The 18,706-nt window shown below is 74.2% G+C and carries 20 protein-coding genes, 1 tRNA gene and 1 pseudogene; 17 read left to right on the top strand and 5 right to left on the bottom strand.

Annotated elements, in window-relative coordinates; genetic code table 11:
• Nucleotides 1-11 precede the first annotated feature (11 nt).
• The 6 genes from H1D33_RS19930 to H1D33_RS19905 all read left to right on the top strand — a co-directional run bounded on the left by H1D33_RS19930 (nucleotide 12) and on the right by H1D33_RS19905 (nucleotide 4,193).
• Nucleotides 12-644: an FtsB family cell division protein gene (locus H1D33_RS19930; protein WP_181572662.1), complete on the top strand. Its 633-nt coding sequence runs from the start codon at nucleotides 12-14 to the stop codon at nucleotides 642-644.
• A 22-nt stretch (nucleotides 645-666) separates the two neighbouring features.
• On the top strand, nucleotides 667-1,224 hold the full coding sequence (locus tag H1D33_RS19925) for a DUF501 domain-containing protein (RefSeq protein ID WP_181571708.1): 558 nt from the start codon (nucleotides 667-669) through the stop codon (nucleotides 1,222-1,224).
• Between the two features lies 1 nt (nucleotide 1,225).
• On the top strand, nucleotides 1,226-1,735 hold the full coding sequence (locus H1D33_RS19920; RefSeq protein ID WP_181571709.1) for an amino-acid N-acetyltransferase: 510 nt from the start codon (nucleotides 1,226-1,228) through the stop codon (nucleotides 1,733-1,735).
• 38 nt (nucleotides 1,736-1,773) lie between these two features.
• Nucleotides 1,774-2,703 (top strand): Ppx/GppA phosphatase family protein, encoded by a 930-nt coding sequence (locus H1D33_RS19915; RefSeq protein WP_181572663.1) that lies wholly within the window; start codon nucleotides 1,774-1,776, stop codon nucleotides 2,701-2,703.
• 165 nt (nucleotides 2,704-2,868) lie between these two features.
• The gene (locus H1D33_RS19910) at nucleotides 2,869-3,201 is read left to right on the top strand and encodes a PadR family transcriptional regulator (RefSeq protein WP_181571710.1); all 333 of its coding nucleotides are present in this window, start codon (nucleotides 2,869-2,871) and stop codon (nucleotides 3,199-3,201) included.
• Entirely contained in the window at nucleotides 3,198-4,193 is a 996-nt protein-coding gene (locus H1D33_RS19905; protein ID WP_181571711.1) for an HAAS signaling domain-containing protein, read from the top strand. Before H1D33_RS19910 ends, H1D33_RS19905 begins: the two co-directional genes overlap by 4 nt.
• Before the next feature lie 53 nt (nucleotides 4,194-4,246).
• Here H1D33_RS19905 and H1D33_RS19900 read toward each other — a convergent pair whose 3' ends face one another.
• Together H1D33_RS19900 and H1D33_RS19895 are read right to left on the bottom strand one after the other, a co-directional pair.
• Nucleotides 4,247-4,564: a helix-turn-helix domain-containing protein gene (locus H1D33_RS19900; protein WP_181571712.1), complete on the bottom strand. Its 318-nt coding sequence runs from the start codon at nucleotides 4,562-4,564 to the stop codon at nucleotides 4,247-4,249.
• The gene (locus H1D33_RS19895) at nucleotides 4,561-4,926 is read right to left on the bottom strand and encodes a type II toxin-antitoxin system RelE/ParE family toxin (protein ID WP_181571713.1); all 366 of its coding nucleotides are present in this window, start codon (nucleotides 4,924-4,926) and stop codon (nucleotides 4,561-4,563) included. The genes H1D33_RS19900 and H1D33_RS19895 overlap by 4 nt, the downstream gene beginning before the upstream one ends.
• A gap of 173 nt (nucleotides 4,927-5,099) precedes the next feature.
• On the opposite strand from H1D33_RS19895, the gene H1D33_RS19890 reads away from it, so the two are divergent.
• The 8 genes and pseudogenes from H1D33_RS19890 to H1D33_RS19855 all read left to right on the top strand — a co-directional run bounded on the left by H1D33_RS19890 (nucleotide 5,100) and on the right by H1D33_RS19855 (nucleotide 12,198).
• Entirely contained in the window at nucleotides 5,100-5,786 is a 687-nt protein-coding gene (locus tag H1D33_RS19890) for a dienelactone hydrolase family protein (protein ID WP_181571714.1), read from the top strand.
• Between the two features lie 19 nt (nucleotides 5,787-5,805).
• A pseudogene (locus H1D33_RS19885) lies at nucleotides 5,806-6,509 on the top strand (uracil-DNA glycosylase).
• 20 nt (nucleotides 6,510-6,529) lie between these two features.
• Nucleotides 6,530-7,264: a DUF4129 domain-containing protein gene (locus H1D33_RS19880; protein ID WP_181571715.1), complete on the top strand. Its 735-nt coding sequence runs from the start codon at nucleotides 6,530-6,532 to the stop codon at nucleotides 7,262-7,264.
• A complete protein-coding gene (locus H1D33_RS19875; protein ID WP_181571716.1) occupies nucleotides 7,261-7,842 on the top strand; it encodes a hypothetical protein in 582 nt (193 codons plus the stop codon). Before H1D33_RS19880 ends, H1D33_RS19875 begins: the two co-directional genes overlap by 4 nt.
• Nucleotides 7,842-8,840, top strand: a complete 999-nt coding sequence (locus H1D33_RS19870; protein ID WP_181571717.1) for an AAA family ATPase — start codon at nucleotides 7,842-7,844, stop codon at nucleotides 8,838-8,840. The genes H1D33_RS19875 and H1D33_RS19870 overlap by 1 nt, the downstream gene beginning before the upstream one ends.
• Nucleotides 8,840-10,204, top strand: a complete 1,365-nt coding sequence (locus H1D33_RS19865; RefSeq protein ID WP_181571718.1) for a DUF58 domain-containing protein — start codon at nucleotides 8,840-8,842, stop codon at nucleotides 10,202-10,204. The genes H1D33_RS19870 and H1D33_RS19865 overlap by 1 nt, the downstream gene beginning before the upstream one ends.
• Nucleotides 10,201-10,761, top strand: a complete 561-nt coding sequence (locus H1D33_RS19860; RefSeq protein ID WP_181571719.1) for a hypothetical protein — start codon at nucleotides 10,201-10,203, stop codon at nucleotides 10,759-10,761. The genes H1D33_RS19865 and H1D33_RS19860 overlap by 4 nt, the downstream gene beginning before the upstream one ends.
• Before the next feature lie 102 nt (nucleotides 10,762-10,863).
• The gene (locus H1D33_RS19855) at nucleotides 10,864-12,198 is read left to right on the top strand and encodes an NAD(P)/FAD-dependent oxidoreductase (RefSeq protein WP_181571720.1); all 1,335 of its coding nucleotides are present in this window, start codon (nucleotides 10,864-10,866) and stop codon (nucleotides 12,196-12,198) included.
• Nucleotides 12,199-12,252: 54 nt separating this feature from the next.
• On the opposite strand, the gene H1D33_RS19850 is transcribed toward H1D33_RS19855, so the two are convergent.
• A complete protein-coding gene (locus H1D33_RS19850) occupies nucleotides 12,253-14,082 on the bottom strand; it encodes a hypothetical protein (protein WP_181571721.1) in 1,830 nt (609 codons plus the stop codon).
• A gap of 102 nt (nucleotides 14,083-14,184) precedes the next feature.
• On the opposite strand from H1D33_RS19850, the gene H1D33_RS19845 reads away from it, so the two are divergent.
• From H1D33_RS19845 to H1D33_RS19835, 3 genes are all read left to right on the top strand, one after another.
• Nucleotides 14,185-14,265 (top strand) — tRNA-Leu (locus H1D33_RS19845).
• A 112-nt stretch (nucleotides 14,266-14,377) separates the two neighbouring features.
• Nucleotides 14,378-15,211 carry a Bax inhibitor-1/YccA family protein gene (locus H1D33_RS19840; RefSeq protein WP_181571722.1) on the top strand — a complete coding sequence of 278 codons (834 nt, stop codon included), beginning with the start codon at nucleotides 14,378-14,380 and terminating at the stop codon, nucleotides 15,209-15,211.
• Between the two features lie 40 nt (nucleotides 15,212-15,251).
• Nucleotides 15,252-15,572, top strand: coding sequence for a hypothetical protein (locus H1D33_RS19835; RefSeq protein ID WP_181571723.1), 321 nt, complete (start codon nucleotides 15,252-15,254; stop codon nucleotides 15,570-15,572).
• 310 nt (nucleotides 15,573-15,882) lie between these two features.
• Here the strand turns inward: H1D33_RS19835 and H1D33_RS19830 are convergent, their stop codons facing one another.
• Together H1D33_RS19830 and H1D33_RS19825 are read right to left on the bottom strand one after the other, a co-directional pair.
• On the bottom strand, nucleotides 15,883-17,367 hold the full coding sequence (locus tag H1D33_RS19830; protein ID WP_181571724.1) for a CYTH and CHAD domain-containing protein: 1,485 nt from the start codon (nucleotides 17,365-17,367) through the stop codon (nucleotides 15,883-15,885).
• Nucleotides 17,368-17,407: 40 nt separating this feature from the next.
• Complete coding sequence (locus tag H1D33_RS19825; protein ID WP_181571725.1) at nucleotides 17,408-18,670, bottom strand: acetyl-CoA C-acetyltransferase; 1,263 nt, start codon at nucleotides 18,668-18,670, stop codon at nucleotides 17,408-17,410.
• Nucleotides 18,671-18,706 lie beyond the last annotated feature (36 nt).

Raw genomic sequence — 18,706 nt, 5'->3', positions numbered from 1 at the left:
GGGGTGTGACGATGCAGCAGCGCCGCACACCGGGTGGCCAGCGGCCCGCCCGTCGGCCGGGTCAGGCCGGTCGGTCGGGCGGTGCCCGGGTCCGGTCCACGGCCCGCGACGGCGTCCGTGCGGAGGCGCGCGCCGCCGGGCGGTCACCCGGGGCGTCCCGCGCCACCGAGGGCGTACGCGCCGCGAACCGTCCGGGCTCGCCCCGGCGAAGCGCGGCCGGCGGCCCGGTCAAGCGGCTCACCGCACCCCAACCCCGGCGCTTCACCGGGCGCGCCACCGTGCTGTTCGCGGTGCTGATCGCGCTCGCCCTGGCGTACACCTATCCGGTGAGGGTCTACCTGGACCAGCAGGCCGACATCGAGCGGATGGAGGCTTCCCAGGCGTCGCAGCGGGCGGAGATCGACCGGCTGACCGCCGAGGCGGCCAAGTGGAAGGACCCGGAGTACGTCAAGACGCAGGCCCGGGAGCGGTTCTTCATGGGCAAGCCCGGCGAGACCCTGCTGGTGGTGCTCTCCGACCCGGACGGCGCCGCCAAGGACGCCGGCAGGGGCGCGAAGCCGGGGCCGCCGAAGCCGCCCGACCCCTGGTACGACACCCTGTGGTCGAGCGTGCAGGCGGCCAACGCCGAGCGCCCCGACAAGTGAGCTATCGCGAAAGGCACAACCCGTGAGCGTCGTACCACCGCAGGATCCGGCGGCGGACTCCGTACCCCCGCCGGAGCGCCAGCCGGCCACCGAGGCCGACCTGGCCGCGGTGGCCGCCCAGCTCGGACGCGCGCCGCGCGGCACCCGGGCGGTGGCCCACCGGTGCCCGTGCGGCCTGCCCGACGTGGTGGAGACGACGCCCCGGCTGGCCGACGGCACGCCCTTCCCGACGCTGTTCTACCTGACCTGCCCGCGGGCCACCGCGGCGTGCAGCCGGCTGGAGTCGGCCGGGCTGATGAAGGAGATGGCCGACCGGCTCGCCGAGGATCCGGAGCTGGCCGCCCGCTACCGGGCCGCGCACGAGGACTACCTGGGCCGCCGGGACGCGATCGGCGTGGTGCCGGAGATCGCCGGCATCTCGGCCGGCGGGATGCCCGGCCGGGTGAAGTGCCTGCACGTGCATCTCGGTCACGCGTTGGCCGCCGGGCCGGGGGTGAACCCGTTCGGCGACGAGACGCTGGCGCTGGTGGAGAAGTGGTGGGCCGCCGGCCCCTGCGTGGACGTGCCCACGGCCCAGTGAGATGAGCGGCGACGAGATCGTGGTCCGCCGGGCCCGGACCGCCGACGTGCGCGGCATCCGCCGGCTGGTGGACACCTACACCGACGACCGGCGGCTGCTCAGCAAGGCGACCGTGACGCTCTACGAGGACGTGCAGGAGTTCCGGGTCGCGGCGACGCCGGACGGCACGGTGGTCGGCTGCGGGGCGCTGCACGTGATGTGGGAGGACCTGGCCGAGATCCGCACGGTGGCGGTCGACCCGTCCTGCCGGGGGCGGCGGCTCGGGCACCGGATCGTCGGCGAGCTGATCGACGCGGCGCGTGAGCTGGGTGTCGCCCGGATCTTCGTGCTCACGTTCGAGACCGGGTTCTTCGGCGGGTTCGGCTTCCGCGAGATCGACGGCGCCCCGGTGCCGCAGCCGGTCTACGAGCAGCTCCTGCGCTCCTACGACGAGGGTGTCGCCGAGTTCCTCGACCTGGAGCGGGTGAAGCCCAACACGCTCGGCAACACCCGGATGCTGCTGCGCCTGTGAGCCGGTCGGGCCGTAGGGTGGGCGCCGTGAGTGCGCGTGTGGCCGCCATCGACTGCGGGACCAACTCGATCCGACTGCTGATCGCCGACCTGCCCGACGCGTCGGCGGGGGAGGCGGCGCCGCTGCGCGACGTCAGCCGGCGGATGGAGATCGTGCGGCTGGGGCAGGGCGTCGACCGGACCGGCATGCTCGCCCCGGAGGCCGTCGAGCGGACCCGCGTCGCGCTCGCCGACTACGCGGCGGAGATCGAGAAGGCCGGCGTGGACCGGGTGCGCATGTGCGCCACCTCGGCCTCCCGCGACGCCTCCAACGCCGCCGACTTCCGCGCGATGGTCGAGCGCACGCTCGGCGTACCGCCCGAGGTGGTGACCGGCGACGAGGAGGCTCGGCTGTCGTTCACCGGCGCGGTGCGCGGCCTCCCCGCCGACGCCGAGCCGCCGTACCTGGTGGTCGACATCGGTGGCGGCTCGACCGAGTTCGTCGTCGGCACCCGCGCCGACGGCGTGCGCGGCGCGATCTCGGTGGACATCGGCTGCGTCCGGATGACCGAACGCCACCTGCACGGCGACCCGCCGACCCCGGCGCAGATCGCCGCCGCGGAGGCCGACATCGCCGCCGCCGTCGACCGCGCGCTCGACGCCGTGCCCGGCCGCGAGGCCGCCACGCTGGTCGGGCTCGCCGGTTCGGTCACCACCGTGGTCGCCCTGGCCGAAGGGCTCCAGGGGTACGACCCGAGCCGCATCCACCACGCCCGGGTCTCCTACGAGCAGGTGGCCGAGGTGACCGCCGACCTGCTCGGCAAGAGCAGCGAGCAGCGGCTCGCGTATCCGGTGATGCACCCCGGCCGGGCGGACGTGATCGGCGCCGGCGCGCTGGTGCTGCGCGTGATCATGGAGCGAGCCGGCATGCCGTCGGTGGTCGCCTCCGAGCACGACATCCTCGACGGCATCGCCTGGAGCCTCGCCTAACCCCTCCCCTCCCCTCCCCTCCCACCCCCACCGGGCGGCACCGCCTCGTCGATCATGAAGTTGGCGGCGACATTCCGGACATCCCTTGCCGCCAACTTCATGATCGACGGGCTGTTCGGGTGGTGTCGTTGACGGTATTGCGCAATGCGCAGTAGTGTGCGGAGCGTGGATGCGACGCAGCTTCTCAAGGGTGTCCTCGATCTGGCCGTGCTCGCCGTGCTCAAGGACTCCGACGGATACGGCTACGACATCCTCCGTCGGCTGCGCGAGGCGGGCCTGGCCGAGGTCGGCGACGCCTCGGTCTACGGCACGCTGCGCCGGCTGTTCGCGGCCGGCCTGCTCACCACCTACGTGGTGCCCAGCGAGTCCGGGCCGCACCGCAAGTACTACGCGCTCAACGCCGCCGGGCGCGACCAGCTCACCCGCTCCGGCAAGACCTGGCGCTCGTTCGCCACCACCATGGACGCACTGCTCGACGATCGGGGGATGGCGGCATGACCGTCACTGGGCAGGAGATCACGGACTACGTCGACCGGGTGCGGGCCGCCCTCGCCGACCTCCCGCCGGCGCTGCGGGACGAGTTGACCGAGGACCTGCCGGAACACCTCGCCGAGGTGGCCGCCGAGGGCGACGGCGCGCTCGTCGACCGGCTCGGCCCGCCCGAGGCGTACGCGGCGGAGCTGCGGACCGCGGCCGGCGCGGAACCGGGAGGGCGCCCGGCGCGCCTGCACCGCCTGGCCGGCGCCCGGAACCGGGTCGCCGCCCAGGTGCGCCTGCTCGACCGCCAGCTCGGCCCGCTGCTCGGGCACGCCCGGGTGGCCGACTTCGTGCGTTCGCTGCGCCCGGCCTGGTGGCTGCTGCGCGGTTGGCTGGCCGCGTTGCTCATCGGCGAGATGACCGACAGCGGTCGGGCCGGCCTCCTGCCCCGCCTCGAGGGCAGCGCGCTGGGAGGGCTGGCGCTGCTGGCTGCCGCGGTCGTCGCGTCGCTCTGGCTCGGCCGCCACTCCGACGGCTTCACCGGCTGGCCGCGACGGCTGTACCTGCTGGGCACGGCGGTGCTGGTGGTCTTCTCCTTCGCGGTGCTCGCTGACGTCCACCGGAATGCCCGCGAAGACATGTACGCCGGCTACCAGCAGACCTCGGTGGACCGGCGGATCGACCGGATCGAGGACGTCTTTGTCTACGACCAGCAGGGCCGGTTGATCCGCGACGCCCAGCTCTTCGACCAGAACGGCGTGCCGATCCGGCTCGGTTGGCCGAACTGCGTGGACTCGTCCGGCAACGTGCCGGCGCCGCGCAACGCCTACCCGTACTGCGCCATGCGTGCCCCGTTCGGCGCGCCGGCGGCTTCCGCCGCGCCCACGCAGAGCGGCGCTTCCGCATCGACGGCGAGCGCCGCGCCGGGGCCGACCGCGACGGGTCTGCCGGCCCAACCCGGTCCCAGGGTCTCCACCGAGCCCGCGGCGCCGACCCCGACACCGACCAACTGAACCGTCCTGGCCGCCCACCCCCGCTCGTGCCGCGGGGTGGGCGGCATCTCGCGTCACGCGATGGCGGCGATGTCGCCGTCGTCGAAGTAGATCGCCTGATGGAGCCGGCCCCCCAGCGCCGCGGCGAAGCGGGCCACGACCTCCTGGCCGGAGATCTTCCCTTGCTCGATCTGGGAGACACGCCCCTTCGTGACGCCCATGCGGTCGGCCACCTGTTGCTGGGTCAGCCCTCGGGCGCGACGCACTTCGGCGAGCCGGTGGCCGATGACTTCGGCGAGAAGCTGCTGTTTGCCCGCCTCCACCGCTTCCTCACCGCCGGCTCGGGCGACCTGGCCGGCGCGAATGTCCTGCCACCGCGAGTATTCGCTCATGCCTTTCCCCCCTCCTCTCGTGCTCGATCTTTGAGGTAGAGCTCGTAGCGGTGCTCGGCGACCGGTATGGCTTCCTGGTACCACGTCTTCCAGCGGCCGGACTTGTCGCCGGCTACCAAGAGGACGCTCGAACGCCATGGGTCGAACGCAAAGAGGATACGTACGGTGCCTGGCCGGAGTTCCTTCAAGTTGGCTATCGACGAACCATGGATCGTGTCGACCAGCGGCCGTCCGAGCCCCGGGCCTAGCTCGGCGAGGAGGTCTATCGCCTGAACGACGCGGGCATGAGTGTTGGTGTCCAAGGTGTCGAGCCACTGCCGCACCTCGTCGACGAGGTAGATGTCCCACTCGCCAGCCACCATGAGGTGAGTTTAGCAATCGCTATACCGGCGTGTGGCCCCGACGGTGTGTACAGGAGGTGAATGCCACTGTTCTTCCGTCTTCCCCGGGCCGGTGACGGCATGGCACGCTACCGGCACGTAACACCCAACTGTGCGACCAGCCAACGATGACTGACCGCTAGGAGGACGGGCCCATGGGCGAGATGGTGAGCTTCACCGGCAACGGGGGGACGAGCGAGGGGTATCTCGCGATACCCTCCGGCGGTGTGGCCAGCCCGGCGGTCATCGTCATCCAGGACTGGTGGGGTCTGGTGCCCCACGTCCGGGCCGTGGTCGACCGCTTCGCCGACGCCGGCTTCGTCGCCCTCGCGCCCGACTTCCGGCACGGCGGGCCGGCCGTGAAGCCGACCGAGCCCCGGCAGATGCTGAACAGCACCCAGATGGACGAGGCGGCCAGCGACATCGCGGCCGCCGCCGAATACCTGGCCGACCGGCCCGAGGTCGCCGGCAAGGTGGGCTGCGCCGGGTTCTGCGCGGGCGCCAGCCTGGCCCTGTGGTCCGGCAGGTTCTCCGAGCGGATCGTCGCCACCGCCGGCTTCTACCCGCGCCTGCCCTGGGAGGGCATGCCCACCGACTGGTCCGGCTACGCGGGTAAGGCGTCGCTCGTCCACTGCTCCGAGGCGGACGGCCTCTCCGCCGCCGACGGCGTGCAGAGCGTCAGCCGGTCCATCGAGGCCGCCGGCGGCACCTGCCAGACGTTCGACTACCCGGGCACCGCGCACGCGTTCTTCAACGAGGACCGGCCGGAGCACTTCGACCAGCGGGCCGCCGCCACCGCCTGGGCCCGCACGCTGGAACTGTTCCGGGCCAAGCTTGGCTGAGTCGCGTACCCCCGGCGAGGTGGTCGCCCGCGCGGCGCGGGCGACCGACCTGGCCGACCTCGACGGCGCGGTCGCCGACTGTTTCGCCTGCCCGCGTGGCGGGAGGAGGTGGCCCGGGTCAAGCGGGCCGCGTTCCGCGACCAGCACTACTGGGGGCGTCCGGTGCCGGGCCTCGGCCCGGCGGACGCCCGGATCGCGATCCTCGGCCTGGCGCCCGCCGCGCACGGCGGCAACCGCACCGGCCGGATCTTCACCGGGGACCGCTCCGGCGACGTGCTCTTCGCCGCGCTGCACCGGGCGGGGCTGGCCAACCAGCCGACCAGCGTGGCCGCCGACGACGGCCTCACCCTGCGGGACACCCGGATCTTCGCCGCCGTGCGCTGCGCGCCGCCGGACAACAAACCCACCCCGGCCGAGCGGGACACCTGCGCGCCGTGGCTGCACCGCGAGGTCGAGCTGGTACGCCCCACCCTGCGCGTGGTGGTCGCGCTTGGCGCGTTCGCCTGGGCCGCGTGGTGGCCGGTGCTACGGCACGTGTACGGACAGCGCCCGCCCACACCGCGACCCGTGTTCGGTCATGGGGCACACTGGTCCGGCGAGTCCGCGCCGGCCGTGCTCGGCTGCTATCACGTCAGCCAGCAGAACACGTTCACCGGCCGGCTCACGCCCTCGATGCTGGACGACGTGTTCACCCGGGCGAAGCACCTGTCCGGGGTGGACTGAGAAACACCTGAGGCGGTGGGATGGATTTCGGCGTGCTGCGCAGGTGGTGGCCGGTCGTCGCGGTGACGGCGCTGCTCGCGGTCGCCGCGCTCGCCGCCGGCCACTCCGCCATCGGCGCCAGCCGGATCCCGCCCGTGGACAACGTCCCGTACGTCCCGGAATATCCGTCCGAGGCGCCGCCCTCGATCGCGGTCGAGCCGCGGGAGGCGGGCGTGCCCTCCGAAGGCGGGGTGCCCGACTGGTTGGGCACCGCCGCGGTGGCGCTGCTCTTCACGATCGTGCTGGCCGCCGTCGGCTACGTGCTCTACAGCGTGCTGCGCGGCGCGCTGCGCCGGACCACCCGCGTGGTGCCGGTCCGGCGCACCCGGCGCAGCGCCGAGGGCACCGCCCGCGAGGTGGTGGCCGCGCTGGACGCCGGGCTGGAGGAGTTGGACGACCGCGCCACCGACCCACGGACCGCGGTGATCGCCTGCTGGGTGCGGCTGGAGGAGGCCGCCGAGGACGCCGGGGTGCCCCGGCAGACCGGTGACACCCCCACCGACCTGGTCAGCCGGTTGCTGCGCGGCGACCCGGAGGCGGGCATCCCGGCGATCGCCAGCGCCGACGTGCTGGACGGGTTCGCGCACGTCTACCGGGAGGCCCGCTACGCCACCCGGGACGTCGACGAGCGCACCCGCGACCAGGCCCGGGCGGCGCTGCGCCGGTTGCGCGGCGAGCTGACCAGCGTGGCGGCGGGGGAGGTCGGCCCGGCGTGAGCACCAGCATCGACGACCTGCTCGGCTCCGGCGAGGAGCCCACCGGCCAGGCCGAACGGCCGTCCGGCGGCCGGGCGCGGGGGCTGCTGCGGACCGTGCTGGTGACCGCCGCCGTCGTGGCGGTGATCCTGGTCGTCCTGCGCGCCGTCGGCCTGCGGGTGCCGATCTGGATCGTCGTGGCGGGCGTGCTCGCCGTGCTCGCCGTACGCCGGGTCACCGCCGCGTTGTCGCCCCCGCCGCCGCCCCGCGCCGGCGCCCGGGTCCCCGCCGGGGAGGAACCCGGCACCTGGAACTGGTCCGCCCGGGACGCGCTGCGGACCGCCATCAACGGCTGGGAACGGCCGCTGGACTGGTGCACCGACAATCGGGAGCGGTTCACCGAGCGGGTGTTGCCCCGGCTGGGTGAGCTGGCCGACGAGCGGCTGCGCCAGCGGCACGGCGTGACCCGCGAGTCCGACCCGGCGCGCGCCCGCGCCCTGCTGGGCGAGCCGCTGTGGACGTTCCTCGGCACTCCCGCCCGCCGCCCCCCGTCGCCGCGCGACCTCGCGGCGATCGTCGCCGAACTGGAGAAACTCTGATGAACGACGTGGACCGGAGCATGCCCCCCGCCGAGGTGGGCCGGCTCGCCCGGGCCGTCCTGGACGCGGTCGGCACCGTCGTGGTCGGCAAGCGCGAGGCGTTGGAGCTGGTGCTGGCCGGCATCCTCGCCGGCGGTCACGTGCTGCTGGAGGACCTGCCCGGCCTGGGCAAGACGCTCACCGCGCGCTGCTTCGCGCAGGCGCTCGGGCTGGACTTCCGCCGGCTCCAGTTCACCCCGGACCTGCTGCCCGCCGACGTCACCGGCTCGTTCCTCTACGACCAGAGCAGCGGCGACTTCTCCTTCCGCGCCGGCCCGCTCTTCACCAACCTGCTGCTCGCCGACGAGATCAACCGGACGCCGCCGAAGACCCAGTCGGCGCTGCTGGAGGCGATGCAGGAGAAGCAGGTCTCGGTGGAGGGCGTGACCTACCGGCTGGACGAGCCGTTCCACGTGCTGGCCACCGCCAACCCGATCGAGTACGAGGGCACCTACCCGCTGCCCGAGGCGCAGCTCGACCGGTTCCTGCTGCGCGTCTCCTTCGGCTACCCGAACCACGACGAGGAGTGGGAGGTGCTGCGCCGGCGCATCGCCCGCCGCCGCGAGGAGGCGGAGATCAAGCCGGTGGTGGACGCCGGCACAGTGCGCGCCATGCAGGCCGCGCTGGAGGACGTGGTCGTCGAGGACTCGATCGGCCGCTACGTCGTGGCGCTCACCGCGGCCACCCGGGAGCACCCGTCCGTGCTGGTCGGCGCGTCGCCGCGCGGTTCGCTGGCGCTGCTGCTGCTGTCCCGGGTGCGGGCGGTGCTCGCCAACCGGGACTACGTGGTGCCGGAGGACGTGAAGGCGGTCGCCGCGCCGGCCCTGGCGCACCGGATCACGCTGCGCCCGGAGATGTGGCTGCGCCGGGTCGACCCGTCGTTCGTGGTCGGCGAGGTGCTCGAGTCGACGCCCGCACCGGCCAGCGGCGCGCTGCCCAGCTACGCCGCCGGGCGCTGATGGACGCGCGGGCCGAGCCGGCGGGCGGCTGGGCGCCCACCTGGGCGCTCGGCCGGGCCGTGCTGCTCACCGGCGTGCTGATCGTCGCGGCGGTGCTGCTCGGCCGGATCGACCTGGTGGTGCTGGCCACGCCGTTCGCGCTGGGCACCGCGTACGCGTTGCGTCGCCGCCCGGCCGCCCAGCCCGAGCTGGAGTTGAGCGTCGCCGACACCCACCTGGTCGAGGGTTCACCGATGGCCGCCACGGTGGCGGTCGCCAACCCGGACCTGATCGGCTACGACGTGGCGGTGGTGCGGACCCGGATGTCGCACTGGCTGCGGGTGGAGCAGGTCGGTTTCGGCGGTGCCGGGCTGGACGTGAGCCGGTCCGGCGGCGCGGACCGGCCGTTCGTCACCTCGGTTCCCCGGGGCAGCGCCGTCGACCTGGAGCTGACCGGCACCGCGATGCGGTGGGGCCGCCACCCGTTCGGCCCGGCCGGCGTCCGGGTCGCCGCCGCCGACGGGCTGCTGATGTCCCGCGCGGTGATCACCGACTCGATCCGGGCCCGGGTCTATCCGCGCACCGAGCCGTTCGACGCGGTCGAGGCGATGCCCCGGGCCGCCGGGCTGGTCGGCGGCCACCGGTCGCGGCGGCCGGGGGAGGGCGGCGAGCTGGCCGGGGTACGCGTCTTCGCGCCCGGGGACCGGCTGCGCCGCATCGACTGGCGGGTGTCGCTGCGGGCCCGTCAACTGCACGTCGCGGCCACCCTCTCCGACCGGGACGCCGAGGTCGTGGTGCTGCTGGACGTGCTGGCCGAGGCGGGCCGCTCCGGCGGCGTACGCGGGCCGGCGTCGGTGCTCGACACCACGGTCCGGGCCGCCGCCGCGATCGCCGAGCACTACCTGCACCGGGGCGACCGGGTGGCGCTGCTGGAGTACGGCCCGTCGGCCCGACGGTTGCGCCCGGCGACCGGCCGCCGGCAGTACGTCACCGTGCTGGAGTGGCTGCTGGACGTGCACGCCGACTCCTCCCCGCACGAGCCGTACGACCAGGTGTTCGGTCCGCAGGTGCTCTCCTCGGACGCGCTGGTGGTGGTGCTCACCCCGCTGCTCGACGAGCGGTCGGCGCAGATGCTGGCCCGGCTGGCCCGCGGCGGGCGGTTCGTGGTCGCGGTGGACACGCTGCCGGCCGAGCTGCCGGTGCCGAAGGACCGGGGCTGGGCCGAGGTGGCGTACCGGCTGTGGCGGCTGGACCGGGACACGATGATCGGCCAGCTCCGGGAGCACGGGGTGCCGGTGGTGCGCTGGGCCGGCGCGGGCAGCCTGGACGAGGTGCTGCGGGACGTGTCGAGGCTGGCGACCGCCCCGAGGGTGGGAGCCCGATGAACGCGATCGTCGAACGGGTCCGTGCGGTGCGCTATCGGGCCGCGCGGGTGAGCGCGCTGCCGCTGCTGGTGCGCGGCGGCATCTTCCTGGTCGTGCTGGCCGGCTTCCTGCTCGCGTACCCGGTGCAGATGCTCGCCCCGCGGTCGCTGCTGGCCCTGGCGGTGGCCGCGGTGCTGCCGGCGGTCGGGCCGCGCCGGCTCTGGCCGACCTTCGCCGCGCTGGTGACGGTCGGCGGCTGGCTGCTGGCCACGCTCGGCTACGACCGGCCGCCGGCGCTGTGGCGGCTGCTCGCCGTGGCGACGCTGCTCTACCTGGGGCACACGCTCTGCGCGCTGGCCGCGCTGCTGCCCTACGACGGGCTGATCGACCCGGACCTGGTGCTGCGGTGGCTGGCGCGGGCCGGCGGGGTGGTGCTGGCCAGCGCCGTGCTCGGCGTCGTGCTGGCCTGGCTCGGCGGGATCGGCGACGTCGGCGCCTCGCAGGCGGCGACCGTGGCCGGGCTGCTGGTCGCGGTGGGCCTGAGCGCGCTGCTGGGGTGGCTCCTGCGTCGCAGATGACGGGACGCGGCGGGGCGTTGCGCAGGTCACACCGGTTGTGCTCCGTCACAGAAGGGGGTCTCGCGCGGTATTACCGGAGCCGCCCGGGGAAAGATGGATGGCGTGAATCCGAAGCGGATCCTTGTCGTGGGTGCCGGGCACGTTGGCCTGTACGCCGCTCTGCGCCTGTCCAAGAAGCTGAGCTCCCGTGAGGCCGAGGTCGTCGTCGTCGACCCGCAGCCGCACATGACGTACCAGCCGTTCCTCCCGGAGGCTTCGGCCGGCAACATCTCCCCGCGGCACGCTGTGGTGCCGCTGCGGCGGGAGTTGCGCAAGTGCACGGTGGTGGCCGGCACGGTCACCCGGATCGACCACGAGCGGAAGACCGCCGTGGTGCAGCCGATCAGCGGCCCGGCCCGGGAGATCCCGTACGACCACGTGGTGGTCGCCCCCGGCTCGGTGTCCCGCACCCTGCCGATTCCCGGCCTGCACGAGAACGGCATCGGGTTCAAGACCATCGGCGAGGCGATCTTCCTGCGCAACCACGTGCTGGACCGGCTCGACGTGGCGGCCGCCACGACCGACCCGGAGGTCCGTAGCCGGGCGCTGACGTTCACCTTCGTCGGTGGTGGCTACGCCGGCATCGAGGCGCTCGCCGAGATGGAGGACATGGCCCGCGACGCGCTGCGCTACTACCCCGAGCTGAAGCCGGAGGAGATGCGCTGGGTGCTGGTCGAGGCGACCCAGCGGGTGCTGCCCGAGGTCGACCGGGACATGGGCGCCTACACCGTCCAGCAGTTGCTGAAGCGGAACATGGACATCCGGCTGGACACCCGCCTGGAGTCCTGCGTCGACGGGGTGGTCAAGCTCTCCGACGGCGACAGCTTCCCGTCCGACACCATCGTCTGGACCGCCGGCGTGAAGCCGTCGCCGATGCTTGACGCCACCGACTTCCCGCGCGACGAGCGGCGTCGGGTGACCTGCCGGCCCACGCTGCAGATCGTGGACGGCGACCGGGTGATCGAGGGCGCCTGGAGCGCCGGCGACTGCGCGGCCGTGCCGGACCTCACTAAGGAGCCGGGCAACTTCTGCTCGCCGAGCGCCCAGCACGCGGTGCGGCAGGCGGCCCGGATGGCCGACAACATCGCCAACGTGGTCCGCGGGCGCGAGCCGGTCGACTACAAGCACAAGCACGTCGGCAGCGTGGCCAGCCTCGGCCTGCACAAGGGCGTGGCGCAGGTCTACGGCGTCAAGATGACCGGCTGGCCGGCGTGGTTCATGCACCGGACGTACCACATGTCGCGGATCCCCTCGTTCAACCGCAAGGTCCGGGTGGTGGTCGACTGGTCGCTGGCGTTCTTCCTCAAGCGTGAGGTGGTCGCCCTGGGCCAGTTGCACGACCCGCGCGAGGAGTTCTCCGAGGCGTCCGCCCCGCCGGTCGGCGCGGCGCGCGTCTGAGTCGTCGCGAAAGGGCCCGTCCCGTCCGGGACGGGCCCTTCGCCGTGTCCGCGGTCAGAAGCGCCAGGTCCACGCGTCGGCGGTCCGGGTGCCCGGACCGAAGAGCGCCTCCAGGGTCTGCCGCAGCGCCGGCGCGTGCGGGGCGTCGTCGGTCAGCGCGACGCAGGACGCGCCCCAGGCGTCGACGTCGCGGACGGCCTGGCGGCGCTGCCGGTCGCCGACCGCCGGCGTCACACCCCGCCGGGCCACGTCGGCGAGCAGGGCCGAGGTGGGGCGCTGCCAGGTGCCCATGGTGGCCGAGCCGTCGCGCCCGTACGGGCCGATGAAGAAGCCCTCCGGCATGCCGAATCCGACGCCGGCGGCGGTGGCCCAGCGCATCGGTCCGGGCTGCTGCGGGGTGGCCGTGGGCACCGGCACCAGCACCCCGCCCGGGTGGACGCACTGCCGCCAGTGCCCGCCGGTGACGAACTCGGGCAGCGGCGGCCGGTCGACGGTGGGCAGCGGCGTGGGGAAGACGCTGAGCAGCGCCGCGCCGACCGCGAACGGCACCAGCTTCCGGGCCGGGCCCGGCTCGTGCAGCGCCCGGTGCACGGCGAGCGTGAGCACGGTGCCGACCAGCGGCAGCACCGCCAGGGCGAAGCGGGTGGGCAGCGCGCCGTCCACCACCGGCAGCCCCTCCAGCAGCGCGTACGGGCCGGGCACGCCGGTGCGCTCCCCACCGGCCACGACCTCCGGGCCGAGTGCGAGCGCGGCCATGACGAGCGCCCCGGCCACGGTGGCGAGCACCAGCGGTCGCCGCCCCGACCAGACCGCGCACCCGGCCGCCACCAGCAGCAGCGGCCAGCCCAGGAACGTGGTGAACTCGGCCGGGCCGGTGGTCAGCCGGACCGCGTCCGGGCGGCCGAGCACCGTCAGCGCGGAGAGCCGGGTCCAGCCGGCCAGGTCGGCGGAGAAGTAGGTCGCCGGGAACATCCCGTCCGCGACGCCCTGCGGGCCGGCGAACTGCACCCAGAGCGGGTACGCCAGCACCAGCAGCGCCAGCCCGGCGGCGCAGAGCACCCCGCCGGCGAAACCGGGCAGGGCCCGTCGCGCCAGGTCCCGGTCGGCCAGCCCGTACGCGACGGCCATCACGGCCAGGGTGAGCGCGGTGAGGAACAGCACCTCCTCGCCGACGAAGACGCCGACGATGACGGTGAGCGCCAGCGCGACCGCCGACGAGGCCATCCGGCGGCGGTCCGGGCCGTCCGTCCGGCCGGCCGGGTCGGCGGCGCGCAGCAGTCGCACCACCAGCCAGACCAGGACCGGGACCAGCCACTGCGCGGTCATGTGCAGGTGACCGTTGCTCTGCGAGACCATGCCCGGCCCGAAGCCGCAGAGCGCCGCGCCGAGCCCGGCGGCGAGCCGGTGGGCGCGCAGCGCCCGGGTGAACAGCAGGTACCAGGCGACCGCGGTGCCGGCCAGGTTACCGGCGACCAGCAGCGCGAACGTGACCGGTGCGCCGAACGCCCACGTGACCGGGGCGAGCAGCACGCCGAGCGCGAGGACCGAGGTGTTGGCCATCAGGTTGACGCCGTCGGGCGCGTTGAGCCGGTCGGTGACCAGGGTGATCTCGCCGTGCAGGGCCCGCGCGTCGAGGGCCAGGAACCACTCGTAGAGGGTCTGGTCGGCGGGGTTGAGGGCGAGCATCCGGGTGCCCGGCGCCGGCCACAGGCCCTGGGTGAGCCAGCCGGCGAACGCCACGAACAGCAGCCCGACCAGCAGGTCGGCCCGGTGCCGGCGGGCGGCGGCCCGCAGCCGGGCCGCCCGCCCGGTGGCGACCGCCGGCGCGGTGCGGACCTCCTCGTCACGGTCGGGCCCGGAGGCCGCGCGGGCGGCGCTGGTCACGGCCCCGACCCTATCGACCGCACCCGCCGGGGTACGCCGACGCGCGGCGCAGCCGCTACGGTGAGATCTGCACCCGCGCGTGTCGGCGCGCCGGTGTCACCCGCCCGGGTGGTGGAACGGCAGACACGGCCGCCTTAAAAGCGGCTGCCGCAAGGCGTGCGGGTTCGACCCCCGCCCCGGGCACGGACCAACTCTCAGCTTTCCCACAGCTTGGCGCGACGCGCCGTGTCACGGTCCCGTCTACCCTTTAAGGCGCACGTCTACGTGCGATCGACCTCTGAGGGAGGCCTGAGAAGTGAAGACCTCGAACCCGGTGCTCGCCCGGCTCGGCCAGGCGGCCGAGCGTGAGCGGGCGGCCGGGTACGCCCAGCCCGGGCCGTACGGTCAGCCCGGATACCCCCAGCAGTACCCGCCGCAGCAGCCCTACCCGGGTGGCTACGGCCAGCCGGTGGCGCCGCCCGCGGTGACCCCGATGACCCTCGACGACGTGGTCGTCAAGACGGTCCTCATGCTCGCCATCCTCGGCGCCTCGGCCGCCGCGGCCTGGGTGCTCGTGCCGGACGCCCTGGTCGGCGTCGCCTGGATCGGCGCCGCGGTGGTCGGCCTGGTGCTCGGCCTGATCATCTCGTTCTCCCGGATGGCCAACCCGGCGCTCGTGGTGACGTACTCGATCGTCGAGGGCGTCTTCGTCGGCATGGTCAGCAAGGCGTTCAACTCGCTCTACGACGGCATCGTGCTCCAGGCGGTGGCGGCCACCTTCGGCGTCTTCTTCCTGATGGCCATGATCTACAAGGCGCGGATCATCCGGGCCACCCCGAAGTTCGCCCGGATCATGGTGGCGATCATCGCCGGCCTGTTCGGTGTGATGCTGGTCAACCTGGTGCTGTCGCTGTTCGGTGTGAACACGCACCTGCGTGACGGCAGCCCGCTGGCGATCGGCTTCAGCCTGGTCTGCATCGTGGTGGCGTCGCTGAGCTTCGTGCTCAACTTCGCCGACATCGAGGAGGGGGTCCGGATGGGCCTCCCGCAGCGCTACTCCTGGACCGCCGCGTTCGGCATCGTGGTCGGCCTGGTCTGGCTCTACATCGAGATCCTGCGGCTGCTCAGCTACTTCCAGGGCGACGACTGACCCGCCCGCTGCGCTCATCACCCTCGTAGACTCGGCGGTGATGAGCGCAGCGGAACTGGACCGGGCGGTGACCCTGCTGGTCCGACAGGTCGGGCACTGGCAGCAGCCGCGCTGGTCGGCAACGGCCGAGGGCGGCAACGTGTCCCGGGCCGACCTGGTGCACAAGCTGGTGCAGGAGATCGCCAACCTGGCCGCCGACGCGGCCGGTGAGCCGCGCCGGGAGGTGCCCCGGCTGCCCAGCGACCTGGCCCTGCCCGACCAGCTCCGGGTCGTCGCCGCCGACCTGACCCTGGCCGCCCCGCCGGAGCCGGTGCTGGCCGGAGCCGTCGACGCGGTGACCCGCACCCGCGCCGCCCTCTAGCTCTGGTGGATCACCGGCCGCGAACGGGTGGGACAGCACGCTTGAGGGTGGGCGGTCGGCCGCGCTGCCCCAGGATGGGACCGCACGCTTGTCGATGGGCGGCCGGTTGCGCCGCCCCGACATACCTGCACGGGTGCCTGTCGAGCTGATATCGGCAACGACTCACCCCGCCGGGCGTCGTGGGGCGCGGGCGCACGGCCGTGCGCCCACGGCGGTCACGATGTGAGTCGTTTCTGCCATCAGCTCGACAGGCGGGGAGAAACACACCGTCGGGGCGAGGCGGAGGCCGTCGCAGACGCCCGGCAGCCGGTCAGCGGCTCAGCCAGCGGCGTACCGCGCGTCGCCGGGTCCGGTCCCGGGCCCGCAGCACCGCCGGCCGGTCGTGCCCGGCCGCCTCGGCCTGGCGGGCGTGCAACAGACCGTAGGTGAACGTGTTCTCGCCCTCGGCGTACGCCCGCAGCGCGTGGCGGCGCAGCACCTCCCGGGTCACCACCGAGTCCTGGTGCGTGCCGAGCAGGTCCTGCAACGCCTTGAACCGCTTCACCAGCCGGGCGGCCGGCCGGCCCACGGCGGCCTTCCGGACCTCGACCGCGTACCGGGCGGCCTTGTACTTCTTGCGCGCCTCGTGCAGGGCGTCGTCGCCGGCCGGCCCGTCGACGGCGAGCGCCGCGTCCAGCCGGGAGTCGGCCCGGCGCACCGCGCGTCGGATCCGGCGGTCCACCCAGCGGCGGTCGACCTCGCGCGTCGGGCCGTCGAGCAGCCGGTCCAGGCGGGTCAGCAGGTCGGGGTGACGATCGTCGTCCAGGGCCGCCCGCAGCGCGACGGTCGACTCGGCCAGATCGGCGGCGAACCGCTCGCCGAGCCGGGCGGCGACCGGGCCGAGCACCAGCTCGTCCGGCAGGCCGTGCACCGCCCTGTCGAGCCGGACGGCCATCACCTGGATGTCGCGCACCCGGCCCAGTTCCCCGCCGAGCCGTCGCAGCTCGGCGCGGACCGCCTCGCTCTCGCGCCGGTCCCACAGGCCACGGAACGTGCGCAGGGTCGCCCGCAGCCGGCGGGATGCGACGCGCATGTCGTGGACCGCGTCCTCGTCCCCCTGGTACGCCGCCGCGTGGTTGCCGACAATCGCGTCCCGCTGCTTCCGGGCGTACCCGACGACAGGCCCGGCCGTGCCGGTGGGCGGGCGGTCGTCGAACCCGGCCAGGCGCGCGGCGACCGCGCGGTGGGACTTGCTGACCGGCACCTCGCGGGCGCCGGCGGCGGCCAGCCGGGCGGCCACCGCGTCGAGCAGCTCCTCGTCGCCGTCGACCAGCTCGACCTCGACCTCGTGCCAGGTCCGGGTGGTGCCGTCGACCAGGTCCTCGGAGCGGACGTCGTCCTCGGCCACCTCGGCCAGCACCCGGCCGTCCGCGTCCAACAGCCGCCGCTCCCGGCGGTGGTTGACGATCCGGGTCGCCGGCGCCACCGGCCGGCCCCGGGACGCGCCGCGGATCAACGCGGCCAGCTCGGGCGGCGGGCCGGCGTCGGCGGCCCCGGCCGGGAACCGGTGCTCGACCCGGGCGCCGCCGACCGCGCCCACCTTCAGGTGCCAGCCCGCGTCGTGCCCGCCGGTACGCCGCCGCAGCGCGTGCCCGCTGCGCAGCAGGCGCAGGTCCCCGGTGTCCCAGTAGACGGCGTCCAGATCCGAGGCGGTGGCGTCGGACACCGTCACGACGCCACCGCACCCGGTCAGGTCGGGCAGCCGGAAACCCTCGTCGCCGGCGTACTTGCGCTCGCGCTCCACGACGGTGGCCATGCGGCCTCCCGTACCCGGCCCGCGCGCGGGTGAACCGGGCTCAGCCCAGTCGTTCGAGCACCATGGCCATGCCCTGGCCGCCGCCGACGCACATGGTCTCCAGACCGATGGTCTTGTCGTGCCACTCCAACGCGTTGAGCAGCGTGCCGGTGATCCGGGCGCCGGTCATGCCGAACGGGTGGCCGACCGCGATCGCGCCGCCCGCCACGTTCAGCTTCTCCTCCGGGATGCCGAGCTGCCGGTACGACGGGATCACCTGGGCGGCGAACGCCTCGTTGATCTCCACCAGGTCGACGTCGTCGATGGTCATGCCGGCCCGCTTCAGCGCCTGCCTCGACGCCTCGACCGGGCCGAGGCCCATGATCTCCGGGGAGAGCGCGGTGACGCCGGTGGAGACGATCCGGGCCAGCGGGGTCAGCCCCAGCTCGGCCGCCCGCTCGGCGCTCATGATCACCACGGCGGCCGCGCCGTCGTTCAGCGGGCAGCAGTTGCCGGCGGTGATCCGGCCGTCCGGGCGGAATACCGGCTTGAGACCGGACACCGCCTCCAGAGTCACCCCCGGACGCGGGCCGTCGTCCGCGCCGACCACCGTGCCGTCCGGCGTGGTGACCGGGGTGATCTCGCGGGCCCAGAAGCCGTCCGCGATCGCCTTCTCGGCGAGGTTCTGGCTGCGGACGCCGAACGCGTCCATGTCCTCGCGGGTGACGTCGTACACCTGGGCCAGGTTCTCCGCGGTCTGCCCCATGGCGAGGTAGACGTCCGGCAGCGCGCCGGCCTCCCGCGGATCGGTCCACACCTCGGCGCCGCCCTGCGCGCGGGCCTTCGACCGCTCGTGCGCCTCGGCGAAGCGCGGGTTCTCCCAGCCGCCGCCGACCAGCGCCTTCGCCTCCGCCGGCAGGGTGTCCGAGTTGCCCCGGGCGTACCGGGAGACCATCTCCACGCCGGCGGAGACGAACACGTCGCCCTCGCCGGCCCGGATCGCGTGCATCGCCATCCGGGTGGTCTGCAGCGAGGACGCGCAGTAGCGGGTCAGCGTGGCCCCGGGCAGCCCGTCCAGGCCCATCAGCGTGGCGACCACCCGGGCCATGTTGAAGCCCTGCTCACCGCCGGGCAGCCCGCACCCGAGGTAGAGGTCGTCGATGGTGGTCGGATCGAGCGCCGGGACCTTGTCGAGCGCGGCCTGGACGATGGTGGCGGCGAGGTCGTCCGGGCGGACCTCGCGCAGGGAACCCTTGAACGCCCGGCCGATGGGGGACCGGGCGGTGGCGACGATGACGGCGTCGCGGGGCGACTCAATCGGCATGAACCAACGTTAACCCGCGGGTAACTTGCCGTGGAA

It is taken from the genome of Micromonospora ferruginea (assembly GCF_013694245.2).
GTDB classification, from domain to species: Bacteria; Actinomycetota; Actinomycetes; order Mycobacteriales; family Micromonosporaceae; genus Micromonospora; species Micromonospora robiginosa.
The sequence above is the reverse complement of the archived record's forward strand: the minus strand, read 5'-3'. Positions and strand labels throughout refer to the sequence as shown.